We start from the raw sequence: 25879 nt of genomic DNA, 5'->3' as shown, positions 1-25879 counted from the left end.
TTGCAGCCGCTATTTTGCTATCATCTTATCTTCCTGATTAGGGTTTACCTCTGATAAAACGTCATCTGACGATTGAATGATCGTAAACCGCTCTGACGTTCCTTTGATTGCTTTAAATAGACTGGCAATAATAAGGATCATCATCCAAATGCTTGATACAATGCCAATGCCATATAAATAGGAAAGCGGCATTCCCGTAGCCGGGCCTGTACTGTTCATATTGAGAATGGTCATTTTCCAGCTTCCTTCCAAAACAAGCCAAAGCAGGTAAAGGACAATGGCATTGCTGATAATGAAGGCCACTTTTTGAAGTCCCTTTGGCAATGCATTAACGACTATGTCCACGCCCAGGTGCATTTTATCTTTTAATGCGGCAATCGCCCCAAGGAAAACCATCCAGACGAAAAAGTAACGGGACATTTCTTCTGACCAGGTTAGGCCGGAATTGAATACATATCTCAGTACAACGTTTCCAAAGACGGAGAGGGACATGGCTGCCAGTGAAAAGGCAATCGCAATGTTTAAAACTTTATTTGAAAAAGAGCTGATTTTACTAAACACGGCTTTCTCCTCCCTGCTAATGAAAGCTCGGAGAAATAAATTGGTTTATCCCTCCAAGCCGTTTATTGCAGTATTACTTTGCTTCTGCGCGGATGCGGTCCGCCAGATCCTCTGCCCAATCAAATTCGCTGTAAATCTTTTCATATAGAGGCTGTGCTGCTTCTTCCATTTCAGCTGAGAATTCCTCTGACGGTGTTGTGAATTTCAGGCCATTATCCTCAAGAAACTTCTTGTCTTCTTCATAACTCTTTTCAAGGAGCTCAAATTCATAATTTGCGGCTTCCTTTGAAGCCTTTTCAATAATTTTTTGCTGTTCTTCTGTTAAACCATTCCAAAAATTGCTGTTGATAATATACAAGTTCGGGCTAAACATATGCTTTGATTCTAGAATATCGCTTTGCACTTCATACCAGCCTGATGCCCGAACAGTGGCAATCGGGTTATCCTGCCCATCCACAACGTTTTGCTCCATCGCTGTGAAAACTTCGGAAATCGGAAGCGGCGTTACATTGGCACCAAGCAATTTTCCAAGTTCGATATAGTTCGGTATATTCGGCATTCTCAGGCGAAGTCCGTTAAAATCCTCTAAACTTTCAATCGTTTGATTGGAAGAAAACATCCGGAAGCCATTCGCACTCCAGGCAAGCGGCTTTACGCCATGCTCGGATTCAAGATCTTCTGTCAGTTCTTCTCCAATCGGCCCATTCAATACGGTCTTGGCATGTTCAAAATCTTTAAATAAAAACGGCCATTCAGGTGCTGCCATTTTCGGAATATCCGCCTGCATGATCAAGCCCGGAATCCCCATTTCAATTGTTCCGTTTCGCACACCATCATAGAATTCCTTCTCAGCACCAAGCGTACTGTTCGGGAAAATTTGTACTTCAAGCTCCCCATTGCTTTCTTCTTCAACCATCGTTTTAAACTTTTCTTTTAAGGCAACATTCTGGGGGTGGTCCTCAGCAAAGTAGTGTGCTACTTTGATAACCTTCTTCTTTCCTCCTCCATTTTCGCCTCCTGCTTCTTCCCCGCCGCAGCCGGCAAGAAATAAAAAGCTTGCTAATACAGTTGCAGCCAAGCCAAATAACTTTTTCTTTTTCATCTTCATCTCCCCTTCATATAATGTGCTGCAGTATCTTAAGTTGACTTTTGTTCTACAATATAAAACTGTGTTTTGTAATATCTGCAAAAAGAGAACAGCATTTTTTGGATGACATATAAAATGCTGTTTAGCAGTGATAGATTAATAGCATAGATTTTGCCTATTCAGACACTTTATAAGAATAGCAGTGAAAGCTGAGGTGCCACGATAATAATCAGCAATGTTATTAACATCGCAAAGAAAAACGGCACAATCGCTTTTGATAAATCCTCTAGTGATAAACCGGATATCCCCGCTCCTACAAACAGGTTTACACCAAGCGGCGGTGTTATGAACCCAATCGAAAGGTTTACAATCATAATGATTCCAAAGTGAATCGGGTCGTAGCCAATTTGAAGTGCAACTGGAAGCAGGATTGGCGTTAAGATAATAATCGCAGCAATTGTATCCATAAAACAGCCTACTATGAGCAGCAATAATGTAATGAGCAGCATAATAATGAGCGGTTCACTTGAAATAGATATCATGGCTTCAGCAATTTGATTCGGTATTTGTTCGAGTGTTAATAACCGCCCAAACGCTGTAGCAGCTCCAACAATTACAAGGACTGTGGCTGTCGTTAAAGCAGAGTCGACAAAAATCTGCGGAAGATCCTTGATTTTCAATTCTTTATAAACAAAGACGCTGACGATTAATCCGAATACTACAGCGACAACTGCTGCTTCTGTCGGGGTGAAAATTCCCCCATAAATCCCGCCTAATATAACAACAGGAATGAGAAGTGCCCATTTGGCCTCCCAAAGTGCAGTTAACACACCTTTAATGGTTGTAGCCTGATCCGTTCCTGTATAGCCCATTTTCTTCGAATGGATGTAGGCATAAATCATCAAGCCAATACCCACCATAATTCCTGGTATAATCCCGGCAATAAACATGTCCCCAATTGAAACACTGCCAGATACTCCATAAATAACCATTGGAATACTAGGAGGAATAATAACCCCAATTGAACCTGCTGCTGCAACGACTGCTGTTGCAAAGCGCTTATCATACCCTTTTTGAACCATGGCCGGAATCATGATCCCACCGATCGCCGCCACAGTTGCTGGCCCTGAACCGGAAATTGCCGCGAAAAACATACAGGTAATGATCGTTGCCATGGCAATGCCGCCTGTTTTATTTCCGACCATTGAATCTGCTACATTAAAGAGGCGCTTGGAAATTCCGCCCTTCCCCATAATTTCGCCCGCGATAATAAAGTAAGGAACAGCTAATAGAGGAAATGAGTCAACAGAGTTTGTTAATTCTTTCATTAAAAATTCAACTGGCATACTGCCGGTATATAAAATAGTGAATAATACCGCTAACCCGATTGCGATTCCTATAGGAACTGTAAGAAATAGGAATGCTGCGAAGGAACCGAATAATACACCTGCCATTCAGAGCCTACCTCCTTTAAAAATTCTTCTAGATCACATTAATAGTTTGTTCCGCATCTTTTGGAAGTTCATTAGTTTTATCAAAGTTTTTAATCGCTATAATATTGCCGATTATGTTCTGAATCAACCTAATGCCCGCAAGCCCCATGCCAACGGGAGGAGCCAGATAAACGATTCCTGTTGGAATTTGAAGTGCCGGTGTTGTCTGCCCAAATAAAAGTAATTGGGATGCAATGCCATAACCATAGATCACAACATACACACAGAAAACGAGAAAGAGGATATTAGAGATGAGTGAGAAATAGATTTTCGTTTTATCCTTAAAAAGGATTAGTGCAGCATCCACTTTAATATGGCGGTGGTGCTTGACTGCATAGCTTATTCCGATATAGATGAGCCAGATAAAGCAGTACCGTGCAAGCTCCTCTGACCAGGACAATGAATTCGACATGACGTAACGCATGAATACCTGTACAAAAATAACGGAAACCATGACAGCCGATAAAACGAATAATATGTACTTTTCGAGGTTTTCATCTAGCCATTTTAATGATTTAAGCAAACTGGATCGCCTCTTTTCTTAAAAAAGCGACCGGCCATCAGGCGACAACCGGCTGCTCTTTTCAAAAATTTATTTTGCCTTTTCAACCTCAGAGAGGAATTCATCTACAATTTCAGCGCCGATTTTATCTTTATACTTATCAACAACTGGCTTAACCGCTTCCTGGAACTTTTCAAATTCCCCATCCTTTATTTCAGTAAAAGTCATTTCCTTCTTTAACGTTTCAAGTGATTCGTCCGCTACCTCACGAGTACGCTCGCGGTTAAATTTACCTGCTTCTACTGCTGCTTTAGATACGACTTCCTGCTGTTCAGCTGAAAGCTCCTCCCAAATTTTCTTACTGAATAAGAAGATAAATGGTGTGTATACATGATTTGTATTCGAAACATGCTTCTGAACTTCAGGGTATTTACTTAAGAGAATGGTCGGATATGGATTTTCCTGTCCATCAATTGTGCCTTGCTGCAGCGCTGTGAACAATTCAGTAAATGCCATAGGCGTCGGATTCGCACCAAGTGCTTTCCAAGCATCTAAATGAATTTCGTTTTCCATTGTACGAATTTTAAGGCCTTTTACATCTTCCATAGTGGCAACCGGCTTCACATCGTTCGTTAAGTTACGGAAACCATTTTCCCACCAAGCAAGACCAACAAGTCCCTGCCCGTCAACCATCTCAAGCATCTTGTCTCCAAATGGGCCATCTAATACCTTGTCTGCCACTTCTTCATTCGGAACAGTGAATGGAAGATCAAATACTCCAAACTCAGGAATAAAGTTTACAAGTGGTGATGTTGAAGGAATCGTAACATCAAGTGTACCGAACTGAAGCATTTCAATCGCTGAGCGGTCATCGGCAATTTGGCCGGAATGATAAACTTCAACGGTTAAATCATCTGATTCTGCTTCAACAAGCTCTTTAAATTTCAATGAAGCTTCATATTCCGGATGCTTGTCATTTACTCCAATACTAACTTTAATCGTACGCTTTCCGCCTTCTCCGCTTGCACTATCTGATGAGCCTTTTTCGGAAGCGCCCGTCGAGCTTGAGTTCCCTCCGCAGGCTGCTAATACCAACGTACTGATCATAATGATGCTCAGAAATAAAATGGATAATTTTTTCATATATTCTCCCCCTCAAATATTTTGAAAAATGATAGTGTACTCTTTTTTTTTGCGCTATCATTGGAAGTTCTAAAAGGCTTTTCGAGAAATAAAACGCTTTCATTAACGACTAAAAAAATTTGATATGTAGATCACCCTTCCGTTGATGGTTTTACATTATAAAACTCTGTTCTGTATTCATGAACTTATTTGTATTGTAACTTTAGCTAGTTTTATTGTCAAACTATTTTTTATATTCAAAATCTGTTTTGTGCTAAACGCTATTTCAGAAAAATTACTTAGTCATATTATTGGGGAATTACTGAAGAAAAAGCAGTTTTAATAATATGCTAGTAAAATAATTTTGATGAAAAAAATTTTCTTTTTAACGAAAATAATTCTTCGCCGGTTATCAAGGCGGAGGATTTGGCTCTATTATGCTGCGGCAATTCTTTGAGCATTTGCGATCTGGGGACAAAATGTGCTGTTTTTATTCTTTTGTGGTTGTTATGTTTCAGGAGTTTGGTTTTAAGATGAGTTTTATAGGTCAAAAAGCCTAATTTCTGATATTGAAATTTTTGATTGAATTTTAGGTCCAAAATGCATATTTTAATAGGCTATTTTGATTTTGAATTTGTTTTTGCTTGATTTTTGGTACCAAATACATTTTTTAAAAACCAGTTTTAAATATATCAGCAACTTTGCAAATTTTATCATCAACTACTTTGATATATCGTCAACACATCGCACGAAGGAAATGCGAATGCCTTTTCGAAGAACTTGCGCGTTTTCCGCTCAATCAACAGGTTGGCAAAATCAACCATAACATAGACCACACGAAAAAAACCTATGCCGCTAATTTTCCGGCATAGGTTTTGGGTGTATTAGTCCTGAGACAAGCTTAATCTTGAACGCAGGTAGGCATTAATAAAGAGATCAAGATCACCGTCCATGACTCCCTGGACGTTTCCGACTTCCGTATTCGTACGGTGGTCTTTTACCATGGAGTATGGGTGGAAAACGTAGGAGCGGATTTGGCTTCCCCAGCCGATTTCTTTTTGTTCGCCGCGGATTTCAAGCAGTTCCTGCTCCTGCTCTTCAATTTTCTTTTGGTAAAGCTTAGCCTGGAGCATTTTCATCGCGCGCTCGCGGTTTTTAATCTGGGAACGTTCTGTTTGACACGTTACCACGACATTTGTTGGCAAATGCGTGATACGAACGGCAGAGTCAGTCGTGTTGATGTGCTGGCCGCCCGCGCCGCTTGCACGGTATGTGTCAACTTTCAGGTCTTCTGTGCGGATGTCGATTTCAATTTCATCGTTGAATTCCGGCATCACTTCACAGGATACGAATGAAGTATGGCGGCGCCCTGATGAATCGAAAGGTGAAATTCGAACAAGGCGGTGTACGCCTTTTTCTGCTTTTAAATAGCCGTACGCATTATGGCCTTTGATGCTAAGCGTAACACTCTTGATGCCCGCTTCATCCCCTGGAAGGTAATCAAGCGTTTCGACTTTAAAGCCTTTTTTCTCTGCCCATCTTGTATACATACGCAGAAGCATAGAGCCCCAGTCCTGTGACTCGGTTCCGCCTGCACCTGGATGCAGTTCAAGAATGGCATTGTTTTTATCGTATTCCTCGCTTAAAAGAAGCTGCAATTCAAAGTCTTTCAGGCGCTGTACTAAATCCTTAAGCTCATCAACAAGCTCTGCCTGCAATTCCTCATCGCTTTCCTCTTTGACTAGCTCATACGTTAATTCCAGGTTCTCGAACGTTTCGAATAAATCGTGAAATTCATTTACCTGGTCCTTCAGGGCATTTGACTCATTGATGACACCCTGTGCAGCCTGCTGGTCGTCCCAGAATCCCGGCTGCAGCATAACATCATCAAGCTCGGCAATACGCGCCTCTTTGTTTTCTAAGTCAAAGAGACCCCCTAAAGTCCGCTAAAATCTTAGCTGTTTTTTCAAGTTCATTGCGAATATCTGCTAATTCCATTCCTGTCACCTCTAAAATTATTTTTACCTAAAAAAGCATGTTTATCTCTGAAAGGCTCTTTTTTACATAGATTGTTGTTTTTTGAATTTTGCCCGTTGATTTACGCTGCAGGCACTCGCTTTCCGTGGGGCGGGCGGTGAGCCTCCTCGGCGCGCTGCGCCTGCGGGGTCTCACCTGTCCCGCTGCTCCCACTGGAGTCTCGCGCCTTCCGCTTCAATCAACTTAGCGGTTAAAACTTAGTTATCCGCCCAAAGCAACAAAATATATGGCAAAGTCCTTAACTTGTCAAAAGGATAAGCCGGCAAAGCTGTTGCCGGCTCGGTTGTTTATTTTTCTGCACCACAGCAGTTTTTATATTTTTTGCCGCTGCCGCAGATGCATGGGTCGTTGCGCCCAACGTCCATTTGCTTGACGACTGGCTTTTTCTTGACTTTTTCTCCGTCTTCTTTCGGGTTGACGGCCTGGCCTTTGGCAACTTCCTGACGCTCGAGGTTGTTGCGGATTTCGGCTTTCATGATGTACTTGGCCACGTCTTCTTCGATGGAAGCAACCATATTTTCGAACATGGCAAAGCCTTCTGCCTGGTACTCCCGCAGCGGATCTGTCTGGCCGTATGCGCGCAGGTGGATACCCTGGCGAAGCTGGTCCATGGCGTCGATGTGGTCCATCCACTTGGAGTCAACGGCACGCAGTACGATAACTTTCTCAAATTCGCGCATTTGCTCAGGCTGGAGCATTTGCTCTTTTTCGTCGTAGCGTTCTTTCACCTTGGCAAAAATCGTTTCAGCGATTTCTTCTGTATCTTTGCCGCGGATATCGTTGACTGTCAGGTCGCCTTCATGGAGAAGGTTGCCGTTTACATAGTCAATGATGCCTTGAAGGTTCCAGTTTTCTTCGTCTTCATGGCCTGGCGCATAGGCTTCGACATTGCGCTGGATGCTGGTCATGATCATTTTTTCAACGATGTCTCTCAGGTTCTCGGACTCAAGAACTTCGTTACGCTGAGCGTATAGGATTTCACGCTGCTGGCGAAGAACATCGTCGTAGGAAAGAAGCTGCTTACGCGCATCAAAGTTATTGCCCTCAACGCGTTTTTGAGCAGATTCAACCGCTCTTGAAACCATTTTGCTCTGGATCGGCTGGGTGTCATCCATGCCGAGGCGCTCCATCATCGATTTCATATTGTCAGAGCCGAAGCGGCGCATCAGTTCATCCTCCATAGAAAGGTAGAACTGTGTTACACCCGGGTCTCCCTGACGGCCGGAACGTCCGCGGAGCTGGTTATCGATACGTCTGCTTTCGTGACGCTCTGTACCGATAACGGCAAGTCCGCCACGTTCCTTTACACCTTCGCCAAGCTTGATGTCAGTACCGCGGCCCGCCATGTTTGTCGCGATCGTAACGGCACCTTGTTTACCTGCATCCGCGATAATTTCAGCTTCACGGCCGTGGTTTTTCGCGTTCAGGACATTATGCGGAACACCTTTTTTTGAAAGGTATTTAGAGATAATTTCAGATGTTTCGATAGCTACCGTACCGACAAGTACAGGCTGTCCATTTTTGTAGCGTTCTGCAATATCTTCCACAACGGCGCGGAACTTGCCGTCCATTGTTGCATAAATTAAATCCGGACGGTCGTCACGGGCAATCGGACGGTTTGTCGGGATGACCACAACATTCATATTGTAAATATTACGGAATTCCTCTTCTTCCGTTTTCGCCGTACCAGTCATACCAGCAAGCTTTTCGTACATACGGAAGTAGTTCTGGAATGTGATCGTCGCAAGTGTCATGCTTTCGTTTTGGATTTCAAGGCCTTCTTTTGCTTCGATTGCCTGGTGAAGTCCATCGCTGTAGCGGCGCCCTTTCATCAGACGGCCTGTAAATTGGTCAACAATGACGATTTCGTCTTCCTGGACGACATAGTCAACGTCAAGATGCATGCTTGAGTGTGCTTTTAACGCCTGGGTAATATGGTGGTTAAGGGCAACATGAGAGATGTCGAAAAGGTTCTCGATTCCAAAAGCCTTCTCCGCTTTTGTCATTCCCTCTTCCGTCAGCTGAACACCCTTTGTTTTCTCATCATACGTGTAATCCTCGTCTTTTTTCAGGCGGCTGACAAAGGCATTTGCCTGGATATAAAGCTGAGTTGATTTTTGGGCAGAGCCTGAAATAATCAGCGGTGTACGCGCTTCGTCAATCAGGATGGAGTCAACTTCATCGATTACGGCATAATGAAGCGGGCGCTGAACCTTCTGCTCTTTGTAAAGAACCATATTGTCGCGAAGGTAGTCAAAGCCAAGCTCATTATTGGTCCCGTATGTGATGTCGGCAGCATAGGCAGCCTGTTTTTCTTCTTTGGAAAGTCCATTCAGGTTAAGTCCGACAGTCAGGCCAAGGAATTCGTATAGCTGGCCCATTTCAGTGGCGTCACGGCTGGCAAGGTATTCGTTGACCGTTACAACATGAACGCCTTTGCCAGTTAGTGCGTTCAAATAAACCGGCATGGTCGCAGTCAAGGTTTTACCTTCACCGGTTTTCATCTCGGAGATATTGCCTTCGTGAAGGGAAATGCCCCCATTAACTGTACGGGATAAGGATATAAGCCAAGAACGCGCTTCGCTGCTTCGCGGACAACCGCAAATGCTTCGATCAGCATATCATCAACGGATTCACCCTTTTTGTAGCGTGCCTTGAATTCTTCCGTTTTTGCGCGCAGCTGCTCGTCCGATAATTTTTCGGTATCAGATGCAAGTGCATCAATTTGTTCTGCCATTTTGGTGAGGCGTTTTATTTCGCGTTTATTTTGATCAAATACTTTATTTAAAATCCCAAGCATTAAAAACGCTCCTTTATAGTGGATATGAGAGTCATTTGCTGATCCGCCCTTTTCTGGAAAAAAGGTAGTAATTAAAAAAGATTCGCTTTTTACCGGCGGAATCCTCCCATGAAAATTCACATTATTTCTTATTAATATTACCACTTTGGGAGGGGGGTGACAACTTATGCCACATGCCAGCTTAATCCTTGCTGTTCGTTTGAATTAATTGATTGAAGTCGGGGTCGAAATATAAGGTTCCTCCGTAGTTTTTCACTTCTAAAATTACGGCGAAAGCGGAGTAGCGTCCTATCAACATTCCTGCATTCATAAGGTGAAGATAAGAAAAACGGAGGGCCCACGCCCTCCGTTTAGATTAGGAATTCGACGATTCAATTAAATCGCGGATAGTATCCTCAACTTCATTATAGATTTCACCGTAATAGGTCGATACACGGCTGCCATTGATGCCGTACTTTTCGCCGACTTCCTTTTGAGTTAAAGTTTCGTTTGTCTCAGCGATTGTGGTAACAAGGTAACGAAGACCCGCCACATAATTGTCTGGCTTTTTCACTTGTTTGCCTGTTTTCTCGCAGTAATCCATCCAGAGTGAAATACCCATGCCGATAATCCAAGGTTCCTCGCCTGCTGCAATCATGTCGTCTCTGAAAATTTCAGCCACTAGCTCAGCACCCTTGCTCGGCCAGTCAAAATTATCCATGGTTGGAGCAGACACTGATTTAGGTGTGTCGTGCATGAGATCGATGAGATATTCCGCCAAATATTCTTCCGGGTTATCATAACCTTCTTCTTCAAAAGAATATTGGATATAATCCTCAAATTGTGATGCATTTTCTTTCGGTAAATCAAAAATAGCCGGAAACGCCAGATACTCTTCTCCATATGGAAGAAGAATGGCAAAGGCAAAATTTCCTTTCTCAAAGCCATGCAAGTCCCCGAAAAGCGCAACATGATAGACTTTTCCTGTTAAAGCATCCTTGATGACAGCCTGTTCATCAGTCACTTGAGTAAACACGCCAGCCACAGCTTTGCCTTCAGTCCAGGATTGCACAATGCTTTTTAGGCGCGGACGCGAAATGTAAGTTATTTTCTCACGAATAAACTCACCCATGATGGATTCCTCTTCCTCTAAGGTACCGAATAGAATATACCAGAAAGAGTGAACAAACTCATAGAACTCTTTTTCTTCCCCCTCAATGCCTTCGAGTATATCAAGAGATCCGTAAAATCCTCTTTTATGTCATCCTGATAATGGGTAAGTGCAAATACCCTCGCTTCCTTTTGAAGCTCAATTACTTCATGGTTCAATACATCTTTAATCGAAACGGCATCCTTCTTGCCGCAGCATTTTTTATACTTTTTTCCGCTGCCGCATGGGCACGGTTCGTTCCTGCTTACTTTAACTGTTGACATTCCTAAAATCTCTCCTACAAAATTCGTTTAACTCTACTATCCTAACATTTATCAGCCATTTAGGCATTATGCAAGTAGATGAAAACGATTGGTAGGTTAAGGTAGCGCCCTTTAAGATACTGCTGGTTCATTTTTTTACTGCAAGATACTGTATCAGTCACTCCCCCATGTTTATCGGTCAGTTTTTCAATATATCCGTCACTTCGCGTCCTATCAACTTTCCCTTGATTACATAGTAAAAATAGAAAAAACGGAGAGCCCCCACTCCCCGTTTTTCTGCAAACCTTATTGCTTTTTCATGTAATCCAAAACATCCAAATCTATCTTACCCGCTTCCTGCTCGCGGGCTTCGAAGTTTTCGGTATGGATGTAGGCTGTTAGTGCTTTTGAAAGTTCGTCCTCGCGGCCTGCTTCTAAATAGCCATGGCGAGTCAGTTCACGAATCAGCTCTTCTTTTACTTCGCCTTCAATGGAAGCTATACGTTCTGCCTTTGAAGGAGCGAAATAAAGCTGCTGCAGACCAAAGATGCGGATTAGCTCGGTAATCGGCTCCGGATGGTCATCGACACGCAAATCAATGTAGCGGTCGTTGAATCCGCCGTATCCGCCAGCCTCTTTGACCACCAGCAGAGCAGCTGATTGCTGGCCGCGGCTGTCACCGCCGGCAGCTTGGCCCGCATTCAATGCCGCCAACAAACGTTCCGCAAGAGAGCCTTCCGTGTCAACGAACGTCTGTCCCATAGCTAAAACCGTTTTTTCGTCCACTAAAATATTCCCCTGTGCAGCAAAGTGAGGGCCGATCATTCCGCCTGCCCAGTTATAGCAGCCTTCTCCCGTGAAGGTTGCCGGATTCCCCATTGCATCCAGCAAACCGACCTGGCGAAGCTCTTTTTCCGGATCATCCTTAGTGATGATTTCAAGTGCTTCTTCAGCTGTTTTCCCCTCTTCCATCAGCTGAAGAGCACGCGGCCCATAAGAGGTATTCGCATATGACTGGGTCGCAACAGCTCCGACTCCCGCTTTGGCAAACGGCACAACGGCGCCAACGCCTAAAAATTTTGATTGAACCGCAATTCCCCATTCTTTTTCCTTGGGATCGTATCCTACAATAGAAAACGTCATATATTAGTCCTCCCCTATGCTAAAACAAGTCCCCCGTAAACGAGCGCTCCGGCAATGACATAAGCCGGATGCACTTTGAGCTTTTCCATCAGGAAAAAGCTTAGTATGCCAATGAATAATGTCTGCCAGATGCCGACGCCTTCATAAGCTGAGAAAAAGAAATCATATGTCATGATGCCAAGCAGCACGGCGATCACCGGACGGATAAAAGTAGTCATCCGCTTTACGCGCGGTGATTCCTTATATTTCATCAGCAGTCCAAGCAAGGTAATCATCAGAATCAGGGAAGGCGCAACGGTTGCAAACACCCCAACAATTGCTCCGAGCACTCCCGCCTGCTGGAAGCCAATATAGCCGGCCATTTTTGTCGCAATCGGGCCAGGCAGTGCGTTGCCCATCGCCAGCACTTCACTAAATTCATTGACGGTAAGCCATTCGTAATTATCTACCACTTCATTTTCCACCAAAGGAATGGATGCCGGTCCCCCACCGTATCCAAGAATCCCCGGGATGAAAAATGCAAGGAAAATCTGTACGTATATCATGCTGGATTCTTCTCCTTTTTCGCTTCATTTTTTTCGGCTGCATCCTTTTTCAGAAGAGCTGTTAAGAGTAAAGCAAAAATGATGATGGCAGGATGAATGTTTACAAATTCAAGAAGAATCAGGCTTGCCGCTACAAAAAGGAGTGTCCAGCCCCAGCCAAGTGATGATTTCGTCGACTTTTTTACAAAGTCCCATGTCAGAGTGGCCAGCATGACTGCTACCACCGGAACAACTGCTTTGGTCATGCCTGCGACCCATGGCTGGTCTTTGAATGTATTTAATGCAGTAAGAAGAATAATCATAAGGACAATCGTCGGAACCATTGTTGCCACAAGCGCTGTTACCATGCCAAGCATACCGCCGACGCGGTAGCCGATATAGCCGGCCATTTTCGTGGCAATCGGGCCAGGCAGGGCATTACCAAGCGCCAGCACATCGCCAAACTCATCCGTATCCATCCATTTGTATTTATCAACAACCTCTTTATGAACAAGCGGAATCGACGACGGCCCGCCGCCATAACCCAGAATGCCCACTCTGAAAAAAGCCATAAAGATGTCAACCTGCTTCAAGATGCCACACCTCTTTTCATTCAATCGTGCCTGTTCCCCCATCCGGAAAAAGCAGGCGAAGGAGCGGCTTCCTTTTCCGCTCCTCAGTACCTTTTATATGGTTATTTTACGCTGATATGCGAGCTTCTTCCTCGTTTTTTATTACCAAGCAGCAATGCTGCCATCTGTACGCGGCTCGGTTCCGCCCATAAGCACGCCGGTTTTCGGATCGCGCCAGATAATTTGGCCACGGCCGAATCCGCCGGTATCAACGGTTACTTCGATTTGATGTCCTTTACGCGCTAAGGCCTGGGCAATATGGTTCGGGAAGTTCGGTTCCACTTGCACCTTTTTGCCTTCAATCCATTGCCATCTTGGCGCATCCAATGCTGCCTGCGGGTTCAGGTGGAAGTCAACAGTGTTCATGACCACCTGCATATGGCCCTGCGGCTGCATATAGCCTCCCATAACGCCGAACGGCCCGACTGCTTCCCCGTCTTTTGTCAGGAAACCAGGGATAATCGTGTGATACGTTTTCTTGCCTGGCTTCAATGCGTTATGGTGCTCAGGATCAAGCGAGAAGTCGTGTCCGCGGTTTTGCAGCGCAATACCTGTTCCCGGAACAACAAGCCCTGAACCAAAGCCCATGTAGTTGCTTTGGATAAATGAAACCATGTTGCCTTCACTGTCAGCTGCTGCAAGGTAAACAGTACCTCCGCTTGGCGGCTGGTACGGCTCAGGTGTAAGAGCTTCATCACCAATTTCGCTGCGGCGGGATTCGCCATATTGCTCAGAAAGTAATTCTTCAACCGTTACTCTCATATCGGCTGGATCCGTAATAAATGCCTTTCCGTCGGTGAAAGCTAACTTCATGGCTTCGATTTGCTTGTGGTATGTATCCACCGTATCTTTATCGCCGAACTCAAAGCCTTTGGCAATATTCAACCCTAATAGAGCAACAAGCCCTTGGCCGTTCGGCGGGATTTCCCACACATCATAGCCGCGGTAGCTAACCTTGATTGGATCAACCCATTCCGCTTTAAAATCAGCCAAATCTTCTTTGGAAAGGAATGCATTGTATTTTTTTGAGAAGGCGTCAATTTTATCAGCAATTTCACCGCGGTAAAAGCTTTCGCCGTCTGTTTCGCCAATGGATCTTAACGTAGCCGCATGGCCTTCTGAGCGCCACACCTCGCCAACCTCAGGGCACTTTCCGTCTGGAGCAAACGTTTCAAACCAGTGCTGGAATTCGTCATCTGTAAAAATTTGCTTGAATTTGTTATAAGCAAACTTCCAGTACTTGCCGAGAATTGGCGTTAATGGATAGCCTTTTTCCGCATAATCAATGGCCGGCTGCAGCACTTCTTTTAATGGAAGCTTACCGAAACGCTTGGATAACTCTGCCCATGCGGATGGCGCGCCTGGTACTGTAACGGGCATCCAGCCGTGCACCGGCATTTTTTCATGGCCTCTTTCCTTTAGTGCTTCAATGGAAATGGACTTTGGCGCCGGGCCGCTGGCATTCAATCCGTGTAGTTCTCCCTTTGTCCAAACAAGTGCAAATGCGTCACCGCCGATTCCGTTTGAAGTCGGTTCAACTACTGTCAGAGCAGCAGCTGTTGCAATCGCTGCATCGATCGCATTTCCGCCTTTTTTCAGCATATCAAGTCCTGCCTGTGCAGCAAGCGGCTGGGAAGTCGCAACCATGCCGTTATTTGCCATAACTGTCGTTCGCTGTGATGCATATGGATGGTTCTGAAAATCAAAGTTCAAGCTGATCACCTCTGGTTATATTTACGTACCTTTAGTTCTGATTATAGCAAATTATTAAACTATTAACGTTTTAATTCCATAAAAATTTCGGGTCAAGAAATAATTTTTTCGATGAAAGGAGCCGTATCCGAATGGCTACAGCTCCTTTATGTTCCTATTTGTCCTAGTTTTATAAAAGTTTACTTATTCAACTGTTACCTTTTCAAGCATGTACAATCCTGATGGATGCATCCAGAAGCCTTTTACATTGCTTCCGATAACGGCAAGATCTTCGTCATTGCGCAGGAAGACAATTGGTGCTTCTTCCATTTCAATTTCTTGTGCTTCTGCATAGATTTCAAGGCGTTTTTGCTCGTCTGTTTCCTGGCGGCCTTTGTCAATTAACTCATCGACTTTAGGATTGCTGTAGAAAGAACGGTTACCAGGGTTTCCTCGTGCATCACTGTGGAACAGGAAGTATTGGTTATAATCCGCATCACCAGTCATATTGGACCAGCCAAGGATGAACATATCGTGATCGCCTTTTGCTGTGCCTTCAAGATAAGCTCCCCACTCAACAACTTTTGTTTCAACATCAATGCCAATGCCTTTTAATTGAGACTGAACAACTTCCGCTACGTCCATACGTGCTTTGTTGTCGTTTGTCCAGATCGTTGTTTTAAATCCATCCGGATAGCCGGCTTCTGCTAAAAGCTTTTTCGCTTTTTCAAGGTCATATTTATATCCTTCCAGCTCTGCATTGTGTCCCCAAATCGCAGGTCCCATAGGTGCAGTTGCCACAGTACCAACATTATTATAGACACCATTTACAATTGCTTCTGTATCGATGGCATAGCTGATTGCCTGACGCACTTTTACATTGTTAAAAGGTTCTTTTTCAACATTAAAACCAATGTAGTCAACACCTAAAGCGTCACTGCGAACAAGCTCCATGCTGTCGCTGTTTTCAATGCGTTCTACTTCCGTAACCGGAACAGGCTCCGCGATATGTGCTTCTCCTGTTTCAACCATGGCAATACGTGTTGAATCTTCAGGAACTACTTTATAAGTGACAGTTTCCATGGTTGGCTTATCGCCCCAGTAATCTTCAAAGGCAGCCAATTTAATTTCCTGGCCAGGCTTCCATTCGCCAAGCTTATAAGGGCCTGTACCAACCGGATTTTGTCCAAGATTTTCGCCTGATTCAATCGCCGTTGGGCTTAGGATGCCTGCTGCATAATGAGCAAGGTTAGCCAATAAAGGCGCATATGGATATTCAGTAATCAACTGAACTGTGTGGTCATCTACTACCTTAACTTCAGTAATCATTTCAAAAAGGTTTGAACGCGGTGAAGCTGTTTCTTCTGCTAAAACTCTTTCGATCGTTTTTTGTACTGCTTCGGCTGTAAAATCAGTGCCGTCATGGAATTTCACGCCTTCGCGAAGCTTGAATTCCCAAGTCAGGTCGTCAAGCTGCTTCCATTCTGTTGCAAGCGCAGGCTGGATTTCCATGTTTTCATCCTGCTGTACAAGGCCTTCGTAAATTTTACCGTGATAAACGTTCGCGGAAGGAATGTCAGTGCCAAGATGCGGATCTAGCTTTGTCGCATCCGACAGTACCGCAATGATTAAATCCTTATTTGATGCCGCTTCTCCCCCGGAAGATTCCAGGCTGCCCGGATCACTGCCGCCTGAGCATCCGGCAAGCAAAAGAATCGCTGCTACTAACCCTAACCAAAAACTTCTCTTTCTCATCCTCACTACCCCCTGTTTTTTATGATATTACTTGCAAATCCTTCGTAGATTTAGTGAAATTCACATGGCCATCCTTTGTAATGACGACCAAATCTTCTATCCTGACTCCGCCAAATTCAGGAATATAAATCCCCGGCTCAACGGTGATGACCATTCCTTCCTGTAGAACGGTATCATCCGTCCCCCTCATGGCGGGCTGTTCATGAATGGCGAGTCCAAGCGAATGGCCCAGACTATGGCCGAAGTTATCGCCATATCCTGCTTCCCGGATGATTCCCCGGCCGACCCCATCAAGCTCACTGCACGTTTTTCCCGGACCAATCGCTTTCAACGATTCGTCCTGTGCATGGCGGACAATATTATATATCTCCACCTGCTTGTCGGAAGGCTCTCCAAGGACGACTGTTCTTGTAAAATCGGAAAAATATCCGTTTACGATTGCACCGTAATCCATTTTGACAAAATCGCCAACTTTGACAACCCGGTCTGTAGCTTGTCCATGCGGAAGGCAGGAACGCGGTCCGGAAGCAATCACATGATTCGGCTTGATGCGTTCAGCACCTTGCTTTTTCATAAAAATCTCAAGCTCCAGGCCGATATCCTTCTCGGTAATGCCTGGACGGATGAAATTTAAAATGTGTGAAAAAGCCTGATCGCAAATCTCAATCCCTTTTCGCATGTTCTCGATTTCTTCTTCATCCTTAATCATGCGGATTTCATTGGTTGCCGCTGTTACATCAACCAAGTCGGCTTCCGGCAGCCTTGACTGAATTTCAAGATAAACAGATGCCGGTACATCACCAAGCTCAAGGGCGAGTGTTCCTTTATGATGGGAAGAAAGTGATTCGCAAACCATTTCAATTAGGTTTTGCTGGTGCTGGATCACCTCGAAATCCGGTGCCTGGTCTTTGGCCTGGTCCACATAACGGAAGTCTGTGAATAGTTTTTGCGAATCTTCTTCTATTAAGAGTGCTCCCGCTGATCCTTTGTATCCGGAAAAATAGTATCTGTTTTCCGGTGAAAAGATGAAAACACCCTTCCATCCTTTTTCCGACATTTTCTTTCTAAGCTTATCTAGACGCTGCTTCAAAGTTACACCCCCTGTTAATAAGTAAAGACTCTTTTCATATAGGTTGTTGTTTTTACTTTTGAATTCTGCCCGTTGATTTCCGCTGCGGGCATTTGCTTTCCGCGGGGAGGAATGAGAGCCTCCTCGGCTTCGCCTGTGGGGTCTCTCACCCCCTCTCCTCCCGCAGGAGTCAAATGCCCTCCGCTCCAATCAACTCAGATAAACAAACTAAGTTTGCAGTCAAGAAGCAACAACTTTACGAAAACAGCCAAAAAGTAAAAATATGATAATCATTACTGTTTTTCATGAAGTACAGTTGAGACGAGCAGAGCTGATTCTGCCGCCCATTTGTAAAGGTTGTGTCCATTATAGGAAAAATATTTTGTCGATGTTTTCATTTTTTTGTCGTGTTTTTGTGAATTTTATACTTAATCATAAAATTCAGACAAAATAGATAATATTTTTGATAAATTAGGTTTCAACCAAATAAGTCACTGGGAGGAACTTAATCATGAGCACTATTGCAAATCCGCAAGAAACCGCAAAAGCTCCTGTGCCTATTTCCAAAAGAAAGGCTAAAGGAGCTGGGCTGGTCAAAGCTCTTATTAAAAATAAAATGTCGCTCGTTGGGGGCAGCATTGTTTTAATCTATATTATTCTGGCCGCACTTGCACCGCTTATCTCGCCTTATGATCCATACGAGATTGATTTGGTGAATAAACTGCAGGCCCCATCGGCTGACCATATTATGGGGACAGACGATAAAGGCCGGGATATTTTCAGCCGGATTTTATATGGATCACAGCTATCCCTGGCAGTAGGTTTTGTATCCGTCTTTATCGGAGCGTTGTTTGGAATTATTTTAGGAATCGTTTCCGGCTACTACGGTGGCTGGGTGGATACGATTATCATGCGTTTCATTGATGTATTGCTTGCATTCCCTGGATTGCTGCTAGCTCTCGCCATTGTGAGTGCGCTGGGGCCAAGCCTGATCAATGTCATGATCGCTGTTGGTGTTTTCTCGGTTCCGACTTTTGCCCGTATTGTTCGCGGCTCGACTTTAAGTGTAAAGAAAATGGAATATATCGATGCCATTCGCGTATTAGGGGCAAGTGATGCGAAAATTATTTTTGTTCATATACTGCCTAACATTATGAGTCCAATTATTGTACAGGGAACATTAAGGCTCGCGACTTCTATTTTATCGGTAGCCGGCCTTTCCTTCCTTGGAATGGGTGCACAGCCGCCAACACCTGAATGGGGAGCCATGCTGAGTGATGGTCGTGACTTCTTATTCACAGCACCGCATATTGCCTTATTCCCTGGTATCGCCATTGCGTTGATTGTTCTGGGCTTTAACCTGTTTGGAGACGGACTGCGCGATGCGCTGGATCCGCGAATGAAAAATTAAGGAGGTTATCATATGTTTATCTTTCTGATGCGAAGGCTTGTTCAAATCGTCCCGGTTCTGCTGGGCGTTACCCTTATGGTTTTCTTCATCATGCAAATGGTTCCCGGTGACCCTGCCGTTCTTGTCGCAGGTGAAGGAGCCAGTGACGAACAAGTAGAAGCCATCCGCCATGACCTTGGCCTGGATCAGCCTATCTTTGTTCAATATCTTGATTATGTCGGCAATGTTGTAAAAGGAGACCTCGGTGAATCCATTCGGACAAGCCGTCCGGTTCTGGATGAAATCCTCGTCCGTTTGCCGATTACCCTTGAATTGGCGTTTTGGAGTATTGTCATTACAGTCGTTTTAGGTGTTCTTATTGGAATAATCGCAGCAACGAAGCAAAACAGCTTTACAGATGTAGGGTTAATGATGGTTGCCCTGCTTGGCGTTTCCTTGCCGAACTTCTGGCTTGGCCTTATGCTTATCATTTATTTCTCCGTTGAGCTTCAATGGTTTCCGGTTGCCGGCTGGGGTACCTTCAGCCACGTCATTCTTCCAGCCCTCACATTGGGGACAGGCGGTGCAGCAATTGTTGCCAGAATGACTCGTGCCAGTATGCTGGAGGTTATTCGCCAGGATTATATCCGTACAGCCAAAGCAAAAGGTGTCCGCCAGCGCCTGATTATTTATAAGCACGCTTTAAAAAATGCACTAATCCCGGTTATTACCGTAGTCGGCCTGCAGTTTGGCGCCCTATTGGGAGGAACCGTTTTAACAGAATCCGTCTTTGCCATCAATGGAGTCGGCCGCTTAATCATTGATGCCATCCGGATGCGTGACCTTCCGCTTGTACAAGGATCGATTTTATTCGTATCCGTGCTGTTTGTCATCGTCAACCTGCTTGTCGACCTGTCATACAGATTCCTGAATAAACGTGTTGAATTGAATTAAGGTGTTTTTTTAATAAATCTATGAAAATACATTGATAAATAAGGTTGGTTGATTGGAGCGGAAGGTGCGAGACTCCAGCGGGAGGTGTGGGACAGGTGAGACCCCACAGGCGCCGCGCGCCGAGGAGGCTCACCGCCCGCCCCGCGGAAAGCTAGCATCCTGCAGCGGAAATCAACAAATCCTCACTACTTGTTTAAAAAGCAACAAAGTTTGCGAAAACCGCCTTGAATTAAAACCATTCCCAATTGAGAGGAGCAAGAATGATGGGAACTGAACATAAAGAAACAATACTGGAAGTGAAAAACTTAAAAACTCATTTCTTCTCCGGAAAAAAGGTCATCAAAGCCGTCGACGGCGTAGACTTTGATGTAAAAAGAGGAGAAACGCTTGGAATTGTCGGAGAGTCTGGAAGCGGAAAGAGCATCACCTCCCTCTCCATCATGCGGCTGATTGCAGAGCCTCCCGGAAAAATTGTGGACGGTGAGATTAATTTTAAAGGGAAGAACCTGCTTGCCGAAACAGAAGAAGGCATGCGCCAAATGCGCGGCAACAAAATTTCGATGATTTTCCAGGAGCCGATGACTTCACTTAATCCTGTCTATTCCGTCGGGGAACAGATTGCAGAAGCCTTTCGTATCCATCAAAAGCTGCCGAAAAAAGAAGCCTGGCAGAAAGCCGTTGAAATGCTGCGTTTAGTCGGCATTCCTTCTCCTGAAAAAAGAGCCAAGCAGGAGCCGCATGAGCTGAGCGGCGGTATGCGCCAGCGTGTCATGATCGCGATGGCATTGGCGTGCAAGCCGGAGCTGCTGATCGCCGATGAACCGACAACTGCTCTTGATGTAACAATTCAGGCGCAAATCCTGGATCTATTAAAAAATCTGCAGGAACAGCTGGGCACTGCCGTTATCATGATTACACATGATATGGGTGTTGTTTCTGAAACCTGTGACCGGGTTGCGGTTATGTATTGCGGAAAAATTGTGGAGCATACCGATGTCGATGCCCTTTTTGAAAACCCTAAGCATCCATATACACAGGGCTTGCTGAGAAGCATTCCGACAGTAGACAAAGACGTGGAAGAATTGGAGACCATCCCAGGAACAGTTCCAAGCCCGGACAATCTTCCGCCAGGATGCAGCTTTGCACCAAGATGCCCGTTTGCCACTGATTTGTGCAGAACGGAAGAACCGCCATTGTTAATGGATCATGATGATAAAGTTCGCTGCTGGATGTATTCGGAAAGATGGAACGGCCCGGCAGTAGAGGAGGTTGCAGCAGATGTCAGCACCGCTAACTAAAGAAAAAGAAATCCTTCAAGTCAAAAACCTGCAGCAGTACTTCCCGATTAAAGGCGGAGTCTTCGGCAGGACTGTCAATCATGTTAAAGCTGTCGATGGCGTGAACTTTACGATTTATGAAGGCGAAACTGTCAGCATCGTTGGCGAATCCGGCTGCGGCAAGTCCACTACAGGACGTGCAATTTTGCGCCTGGATGAGCCGACTGGCGGAGAGGTTATTTTTCAGGGAACAGATTTATTAGCTAAATCGAAGAGTGAAATGCGTTCGATCCGCAAAGACTTGCAGGTCATTTTCCAGGATCCGTTTGCTTCTTTGAATCCAAGAAGATCAATTGGGCAGACGCTTGAGGAAGCAATGGGAATCTTGAATGTGGTTCCGAAAGCCGACCGCCGTCGCAGAGCGATTGAGCTGCTTGAGCAAGTTGGCTTAAAAGAAGAGCATATTGACCGCTTTCCGCACGAATTCAGCGGCGGGCAGCGCCAGCGGATTGGGATTGCCCGCGCATTGGCGGTGGAGCCGAAGCTGATTATCTGTGATGAAGCGGTATCCGCGTTGGACGTGTCTGTTCAGGCACAGGTGCTGAATCTATTAAAAAAATTGCAGAAGGAATATGGCTTAACCTATCTATTTATCTCTCACGACCTAGGGGTTGTGCGCCATATCTCTGACCGAATCATCGTTATGTATCTTGGAAAAGTCGTCGAAATCGCCGAGAAAAAGAGTTTGTTTGAAAACCCGCGCCATCCGTACACGCAGGCGTTGCTATCAGCGATTCCGGAACCGAACCGGAAAAAGAAAAAGGAACGAATCATTCTGAAGGGCGATGTGCCATCCCCTATCGATCCGCCTACCGGGTGCCGGTTCCACACAAGATGCCCGCTGGCAACTGATCTTTGCAGACTGTCCGATCCCGAGCTTAAGAGTTTGGGAGAAGGACATCAGGCTGCCTGCCACTATGCAGAGGCAATCTCTTAATTTGGCGAGTACCAGCCAAAATGGCTGATCTCATATAGTTGTAGTAACCCCCTTTTGGGCGGAGCTTGGTGGCTTCGCTCTTTTTTTGTATTTTTGGGGGAGTTTTTTATAGATTTGGCCCTTTTTTCTTTCGTTTTTGCTACTTTCTTACCTATTTTTCTAAAATTCCTGCCTAAAATAGATTCAGTGGCTGCTTCTCTTCCTGGTTTTCTAGTTTTATCATCAACTTTGCCCATTTTTTCATCAACTTCGCTAATATATCGGCAACTAATCCTTATATCAGTAACTTTGGAGATATATTGTCAACTTCACCGCCGCTCACACCCTTCACATATTCCCTGGCCAGCCGATTTATTTGCAGATTCCCCATTTTATTTGCAAATTTTTCATTTTATTTGCAAATAATCATTTATATTTGCAAATCCCTAGATATATTTGCATATGCCACTTTATTACTGTTACGCAATAAACTTACTACTATTTATCAGACATGTTATACTATTAGAAATTCTTTTAAGGCAGTGAAGATCATGCTAATTACCTATGAAACGTTCTCATTGTTCGCGATTTTTTCCATATTCGTGCCGATGGCCGGTGCAATTATTTTGATGATGGTACTGGCGTTTGAAAAGCAAATCGACAGCCTATCCTTCGAGAAGCAGCAGGTTGTCCTTGAAAATACGCTGCAGGAAAGCAAATATATGCAGCTGAACCAGCAGATCCACCCCCACTTTTTATTCAATACCATCAATCTGATGCTCGGGCTCGCCCGCCTCAACCGGATTGATACACTCATCAAGGCAATGGAAACCCTGTCTTTATTTTTAAAATTCAAGTACCAGATTAAAGAGCAGTTAATTCCGTTAAAAGAAGAATGGAAATACACAAAGTACTATTTAAAGATTCAGGAGCTGCGGTTTCATAATCGGTTAACGATTACGGAAGATATAGAGGAAGAAGCATTGGAGCATGTCGTACCACCCTATCTTCTGCAGACGATTGTGGAGAACTCTTTTAAGCACGGGCTGGAAAAAAAGCCTGGTCCGCTCTCCCTCTCCATTAAAGCGGTCGATGCCACAGACAGCATCACCTTATATGTCGAGGACAACGGACTTGGCATTGGAGATCACTCTTTCGATGACATGATGACGAAGGGGCAAGGCCTTTCCAATGTGAAAAAACGACTCGAGCTGCTTTTTAACAGTGCAAATCTGGATATTTACGAAAATGAACAAAACGGGGCAACCGTGAAAATAACCATTCCAAAAGTGGAGATAAAGAAGGAGGAGCAGGCATGAATGTATTATGCATAGACGATGAACCGATCGTAATTGAACAGCTTGAATATATTCTGAAGCCGGCATTTCCGTTATGGAATTTTCACTTTGCCTATGACAGCAGCCAGGCTCTTGCCATAAGCAAGGAAAACTACTTTCATCTCGCTTTTGTCGACATCGAAATGCCGGGCAAATCCGGGCTTGAGCTGGTCAAAGACTTGAAGGAACTCCAGCCCCATCTGCAAATTATTATTTTATCAGCCCACCAGGACTTTGAATTTGCTAAAAAGTCCATTCAGCTGGGCGTTTCAGAATATTTAACCAAGCCTATTATTGAAGATGAATTAAAGGAAACGCTGAAGAAATTCTCAACGCCCATTTTCAAAAAAGAGTATTCCAAAATTGTGAATGAAGCATTGCTTCAAATTCACGAAAATTATGAGCAGCGGACCAGCCTCCAGGACATTGCAGCAAAGGTACATGCCAGCCCTGCCTATTTGAGCCGCAAGTTCAGCGAGGAAGTTGGCACTTCCTTAATTGATTATTTGACTGTTTATCGGCTCGAAAAAGCCAAGCACCTTTTGGCCACGACAAATAACAGCATTTCAGAAATTGCTGAGAAAACCGGATTTAACAGCCTTCATTACTTCTCAAGCCAATTTAAGAAAAAAGAAGACATTACACCAAAGCAATACAGGGAGCAGCATTAATGAATACGAACTTATCAAAATCAGTCCAATACGGCTTCGGGCTGTTAAGCATTGCTTTGATCTCGAGATGGACATCAGGCAATGCCGTTTTTACAGCTCCGGAAGCTTTTTTGCGTTACGGGTTTATCGGAGCAGTCAGTTTTTCAGCAGCTGGCATCCTTGCCTTCCTTATGCTGATCCCGATTATCACGCGTGTTCGGGAATCAGCAGGATCGGCATCCTTTCTCGGAATCATGGCTAGCCGTCTATCTGACCCATCCCTCAAGTGGATGAAACGAATCCTCCTTATGGCGATCTTTTTCGGGATGACGGTAATGGGATATGCAGCGGGCATTCTCGTTTACCCTCTGGGTACCCCGGTTCCAATGGGGATGAGCTTATTCTTTCTGTTCGGATTTCTCGCAGCGATTTTTTTCCGCTTAAAGTGGTTCACCCGCTTTAGTATGCTGAAGGTCGGCATTCTTTTTTTAATTATGATTATGATTCTTGTCCATGCGTATATGCTGGAAGGAATTGAAGTCGTTTATGATGGCATACGGCTGTACCACCCGTATTTGCTTTATGTAGAATGGGATGTACTGCCAAGCTTAGTAACCGCCTTTACACTCGCCATGCTCGGCCACCTGCTGCTGGACTTGAAAATGTGGAATATGCTTTTAAAAAGCAAAAAAGAGAAGCTGCGCCCCGGCCTTATCACAACCGGACTCATTTGGGGCACCATCCCCTTCTCCTTCTCCATGATTGCCTTATCGGCTATTTACAAAGGAGGATTTGAAAGCCTTTATGCTGTGTTTGAAAAAATCTTTTTGAGATATGAGCATTTTACCATTACCGTTTTGCTTGTTTTTATCTTAATGATTATTTTCTTTGAAACCTTTTTATCGCAGGTTCACTCCCTCTATGTCCTTTATGACCGGAATGATCGGAAACTGAACAAGCATATGTGGGGAATATTGAGTTTATTTGTGCTGGTCATCCCATTATGGGTGCACTTCTACTCGATTTCACTGCTGAATTTATATTTCATTTCCGGAGTCTTTTTTGCTGGTGCCTTGCCTGTTGTTTTGAGAGTGTTATGGAGCAAGCAGAAGCAGGGAAGGATGATGCCGGCAACTGTACTGATTAGTGCACTATCGGGCTGGACGGCACTCTATACCGGAGCTGAATATAGGGGGATCATCGTCAGCTTCATGGTCTCCATTCTGATTTTGCTTGCCGAATGGCCCATCGTAAAAATGCAGCACAAAACCAATTGACATTTTTCAAAAAATTTAATATGATTTAGCTATAAATTGAATAGTCATTCTCCTAAAGGGGAGTAGCTTTTACAGCAGAGTCGTCATTACGGAGCACACGCTCTCGGCTTTGTTGGCAATCTAAACAATTGTTAGCAAGACCTTTACCAATACGGTAGAGGTCTTTATTTATGGCCTTTACCAACTGTGGTAAAGGCCTTTTTTGTATA

General features: G+C 44.5%; 23 protein-coding genes and 1 pseudogene. 7 read left to right on the top strand and 17 right to left on the bottom strand.

Annotated features, from left to right (window positions below; genetic code table 11):
- Positions 1–9 precede the first annotated feature (9 nt).
- The 16 genes and pseudogenes from AC3ZVC_RS07100 to AC3ZVC_RS07025 all read right to left on the bottom strand — a co-directional run bounded on the left by AC3ZVC_RS07100 (position 10) and on the right by AC3ZVC_RS07025 (position 17979).
- Positions 10–561 carry a TRAP transporter small permease gene (locus tag AC3ZVC_RS07100; protein WP_490067508.1) on the bottom strand — a complete coding sequence of 184 codons (552 nt, stop codon included), beginning with the start codon at positions 559–561 and terminating at the stop codon, positions 10–12.
- A gap of 73 nt (positions 562–634) precedes the next feature.
- Entirely contained in the window at positions 635–1663 is a 1029-nt protein-coding gene (locus AC3ZVC_RS07095; protein ID WP_490067506.1) for a TRAP transporter substrate-binding protein, read from the bottom strand.
- A 173-nt stretch (positions 1664–1836) separates the two neighbouring features.
- Positions 1837–3102, bottom strand: a complete 1266-nt coding sequence (locus tag AC3ZVC_RS07090) for a TRAP transporter large permease (RefSeq protein ID WP_490067504.1) — start codon at positions 3100–3102, stop codon at positions 1837–1839.
- A 28-nt stretch (positions 3103–3130) separates the two neighbouring features.
- Complete coding sequence (locus tag AC3ZVC_RS07085; protein ID WP_490067502.1) at positions 3131–3664, bottom strand: TRAP transporter small permease; 534 nt, start codon at positions 3662–3664, stop codon at positions 3131–3133.
- A 69-nt stretch (positions 3665–3733) separates the two neighbouring features.
- Positions 3734–4786, bottom strand: a complete 1053-nt coding sequence (locus AC3ZVC_RS07080; protein ID WP_490067500.1) for a TRAP transporter substrate-binding protein — start codon at positions 4784–4786, stop codon at positions 3734–3736.
- Positions 4787–5649: 863 nt separating this feature from the next.
- Positions 5650–6763, bottom strand: a protein-coding gene (gene prfB, locus AC3ZVC_RS07075; RefSeq protein WP_490067499.1) for a peptide chain release factor 2 whose coding sequence is annotated in 2 segments (ribosomal slippage) — positions 5650–6690 and positions 6692–6763 — 1113 coding nt in all. Because the reading frame shifts where the segments join, the coding sequence is not laid out codon by codon here.
- A 326-nt stretch (positions 6764–7089) separates the two neighbouring features.
- Positions 7090–9602 (bottom strand): annotated as a pseudogene (gene secA / locus AC3ZVC_RS07070) (preprotein translocase subunit SecA).
- Between the two features lie 355 nt (positions 9603–9957).
- Positions 9958–10713, bottom strand: a complete 756-nt coding sequence (locus AC3ZVC_RS07065; RefSeq protein WP_490067497.1) for a YecA family protein — start codon at positions 10711–10713, stop codon at positions 9958–9960.
- Between the two features lie 17 nt (positions 10714–10730).
- On the bottom strand, positions 10731–11015 hold the full coding sequence (locus AC3ZVC_RS07060) for a YecA family protein (protein ID WP_490067496.1): 285 nt from the start codon (positions 11013–11015) through the stop codon (positions 10731–10733).
- 285 nt (positions 11016–11300) lie between these two features.
- Positions 11301–12137, bottom strand: coding sequence for a DUF1028 domain-containing protein (locus AC3ZVC_RS07055; RefSeq protein ID WP_490067495.1), 837 nt, complete (start codon positions 12135–12137; stop codon positions 11301–11303).
- Positions 12138–12151: 14 nt separating this feature from the next.
- Positions 12152–12682, bottom strand: coding sequence for a chromate transporter (locus tag AC3ZVC_RS07050; RefSeq protein WP_214723149.1), 531 nt, complete (start codon positions 12680–12682; stop codon positions 12152–12154).
- Positions 12679–13254 carry a chromate transporter gene (locus AC3ZVC_RS07045; RefSeq protein ID WP_490067493.1) on the bottom strand — a complete coding sequence of 192 codons (576 nt, stop codon included), beginning with the start codon at positions 13252–13254 and terminating at the stop codon, positions 12679–12681. Before AC3ZVC_RS07045 ends, AC3ZVC_RS07050 begins: the two co-directional genes overlap by 4 nt.
- A gap of 141 nt (positions 13255–13395) precedes the next feature.
- Positions 13396–14955 (bottom strand): gamma-glutamyltransferase family protein, encoded by a 1560-nt coding sequence (locus AC3ZVC_RS07040; RefSeq protein ID WP_490068855.1) that lies wholly within the window; start codon positions 14953–14955, stop codon positions 13396–13398.
- Positions 14956–15189: 234 nt separating this feature from the next.
- Positions 15190–16740, bottom strand: a complete 1551-nt coding sequence (locus AC3ZVC_RS07035; protein ID WP_214723155.1) for a glutathione ABC transporter substrate-binding protein — start codon at positions 16738–16740, stop codon at positions 15190–15192.
- Between the two features lie 19 nt (positions 16741–16759).
- Positions 16760–17830, bottom strand: a complete 1071-nt coding sequence (locus tag AC3ZVC_RS07030) for a M24 family metallopeptidase (protein ID WP_490067490.1) — start codon at positions 17828–17830, stop codon at positions 16760–16762.
- 14 nt (positions 17831–17844) lie between these two features.
- The gene (locus AC3ZVC_RS07025; protein ID WP_490067489.1) at positions 17845–17979 is read right to left on the bottom strand and encodes a hypothetical protein; all 135 of its coding nucleotides are present in this window, start codon (positions 17977–17979) and stop codon (positions 17845–17847) included.
- Between the two features lie 341 nt (positions 17980–18320).
- Between AC3ZVC_RS07025 and nikC the strand changes: the two genes are divergently transcribed.
- From nikC to AC3ZVC_RS07005, 4 genes are all read left to right on the top strand, one after another.
- Positions 18321–19220: a nickel transporter permease gene (gene nikC, locus AC3ZVC_RS07020; protein ID WP_490067487.1), complete on the top strand. Its 900-nt coding sequence runs from the start codon at positions 18321–18323 to the stop codon at positions 19218–19220.
- A gap of 12 nt (positions 19221–19232) precedes the next feature.
- The gene (nikB, locus tag AC3ZVC_RS07015; RefSeq protein ID WP_490067485.1) at positions 19233–20153 is read left to right on the top strand and encodes a nickel ABC transporter permease; all 921 of its coding nucleotides are present in this window, start codon (positions 19233–19235) and stop codon (positions 20151–20153) included.
- A gap of 263 nt (positions 20154–20416) precedes the next feature.
- The gene (locus tag AC3ZVC_RS07010) at positions 20417–21451 is read left to right on the top strand and encodes an ABC transporter ATP-binding protein (RefSeq protein WP_490068854.1); all 1035 of its coding nucleotides are present in this window, start codon (positions 20417–20419) and stop codon (positions 21449–21451) included.
- Entirely contained in the window at positions 21432–22427 is a 996-nt protein-coding gene (locus AC3ZVC_RS07005; protein WP_490067484.1) for an ABC transporter ATP-binding protein, read from the top strand. The genes AC3ZVC_RS07010 and AC3ZVC_RS07005 overlap by 20 nt, the downstream gene beginning before the upstream one ends.
- Here the strand turns inward: AC3ZVC_RS07005 and AC3ZVC_RS07000 are convergent.
- Positions 22424–22663 (bottom strand): hypothetical protein, encoded by a 240-nt coding sequence (locus AC3ZVC_RS07000; RefSeq protein ID WP_490067480.1) that lies wholly within the window; start codon positions 22661–22663, stop codon positions 22424–22426. The genes AC3ZVC_RS07005 and AC3ZVC_RS07000 overlap by 4 nt on opposite strands.
- A 294-nt stretch (positions 22664–22957) precedes the next feature.
- Between AC3ZVC_RS07000 and AC3ZVC_RS06995 the strand changes: the two genes are divergently transcribed.
- The 3 genes from AC3ZVC_RS06995 to AC3ZVC_RS06985 are packed head-to-tail and all read left to right on the top strand — an operon-like array spanning position 22958 to position 25670.
- A complete protein-coding gene (locus AC3ZVC_RS06995; RefSeq protein ID WP_490067476.1) occupies positions 22958–23725 on the top strand; it encodes a sensor histidine kinase in 768 nt (255 codons plus the stop codon).
- Positions 23722–24414 carry a response regulator transcription factor gene (locus AC3ZVC_RS06990; RefSeq protein ID WP_490067474.1) on the top strand — a complete coding sequence of 231 codons (693 nt, stop codon included), beginning with the start codon at positions 23722–23724 and terminating at the stop codon, positions 24412–24414. The genes AC3ZVC_RS06995 and AC3ZVC_RS06990 overlap by 4 nt, the downstream gene beginning before the upstream one ends.
- A complete protein-coding gene (locus AC3ZVC_RS06985) occupies positions 24414–25670 on the top strand; it encodes an SLC5/6 family protein (RefSeq protein ID WP_490067469.1) in 1257 nt (418 codons plus the stop codon). The genes AC3ZVC_RS06990 and AC3ZVC_RS06985 overlap by 1 nt, the downstream gene beginning before the upstream one ends.
- Positions 25671–25879 lie beyond the last annotated feature (209 nt).

This window comes from Cytobacillus sp. C11.1, assembly GCF_058145115.1.
The sequence above is the reverse complement of the archived record's forward strand: the minus strand, read 5'-3'. Positions and strand labels throughout refer to the sequence as shown.

What these genes read in the sequence shown, in the direction of transcription:
- AC3ZVC_RS07095 (WP_490067506.1), bottom strand. Translation starts at nt 1,663, where the DNA reads ATGAAAAAGAAAAAGTTATTTGGCTTGGCTGCAACTGTATTAGCAAGC.
- AC3ZVC_RS07090 (WP_490067504.1), bottom strand. Translation starts at nt 3,102, where the DNA reads ATGGCAGGTGTATTATTCGGTTCCTTCGCAGCATTCCTATTTCTTACA.
- AC3ZVC_RS07080 (WP_490067500.1), bottom strand. Translation starts at nt 4,786, where the DNA reads ATGAAAAAATTATCCATTTTATTTCTGAGCATCATTATGATCAGTACG.
- AC3ZVC_RS07065 (WP_490067497.1), bottom strand. Translation starts at nt 10,713, where the DNA reads ATGGGTGAGTTTATTCGTGAGAAAATAACTTACATTTCGCGTCCGCGC.
- AC3ZVC_RS07060 (WP_490067496.1), bottom strand. Translation starts at nt 11,015, where the DNA reads ATGTCAACAGTTAAAGTAAGCAGGAACGAACCGTGCCCATGCGGCAGC.
- AC3ZVC_RS07055 (WP_490067495.1), bottom strand. Translation starts at nt 12,137, where the DNA reads ATGACGTTTTCTATTGTAGGATACGATCCCAAGGAAAAAGAATGGGGA.
- AC3ZVC_RS07050 (WP_214723149.1), bottom strand. Translation starts at nt 12,682, where the DNA reads ATGATATACGTACAGATTTTCCTTGCATTTTTCATCCCGGGGATTCTT.
- AC3ZVC_RS07040 (WP_490068855.1), bottom strand. Translation starts at nt 14,955, where the DNA reads ATGGCAAATAACGGCATGGTTGCGACTTCCCAGCCGCTTGCTGCACAG.
- AC3ZVC_RS07035 (WP_214723155.1), bottom strand. Translation starts at nt 16,740, where the DNA reads ATGAGAAAGAGAAGTTTTTGGTTAGGGTTAGTAGCAGCGATTCTTTTG.
- nikC (WP_490067487.1), top strand. Translation starts at nt 18,321, where the DNA reads ATGAGCACTATTGCAAATCCGCAAGAAACCGCAAAAGCTCCTGTGCCT.
- nikB (WP_490067485.1), top strand. Translation starts at nt 19,233, where the DNA reads ATGTTTATCTTTCTGATGCGAAGGCTTGTTCAAATCGTCCCGGTTCTG.
- AC3ZVC_RS07010 (WP_490068854.1), top strand. Translation starts at nt 20,417, where the DNA reads ATGGGAACTGAACATAAAGAAACAATACTGGAAGTGAAAAACTTAAAA.
- AC3ZVC_RS07005 (WP_490067484.1), top strand. Translation starts at nt 21,432, where the DNA reads ATGTCAGCACCGCTAACTAAAGAAAAAGAAATCCTTCAAGTCAAAAAC.
- AC3ZVC_RS07000 (WP_490067480.1), bottom strand. Translation starts at nt 22,663, where the DNA reads ATGGGCAAAGTTGATGATAAAACTAGAAAACCAGGAAGAGAAGCAGCC.
- AC3ZVC_RS06995 (WP_490067476.1), top strand. Translation starts at nt 22,958, where the DNA reads ATGCTAATTACCTATGAAACGTTCTCATTGTTCGCGATTTTTTCCATA.
- AC3ZVC_RS06990 (WP_490067474.1), top strand. Translation starts at nt 23,722, where the DNA reads ATGAATGTATTATGCATAGACGATGAACCGATCGTAATTGAACAGCTT.
- AC3ZVC_RS06985 (WP_490067469.1), top strand. Translation starts at nt 24,414, where the DNA reads ATGAATACGAACTTATCAAAATCAGTCCAATACGGCTTCGGGCTGTTA.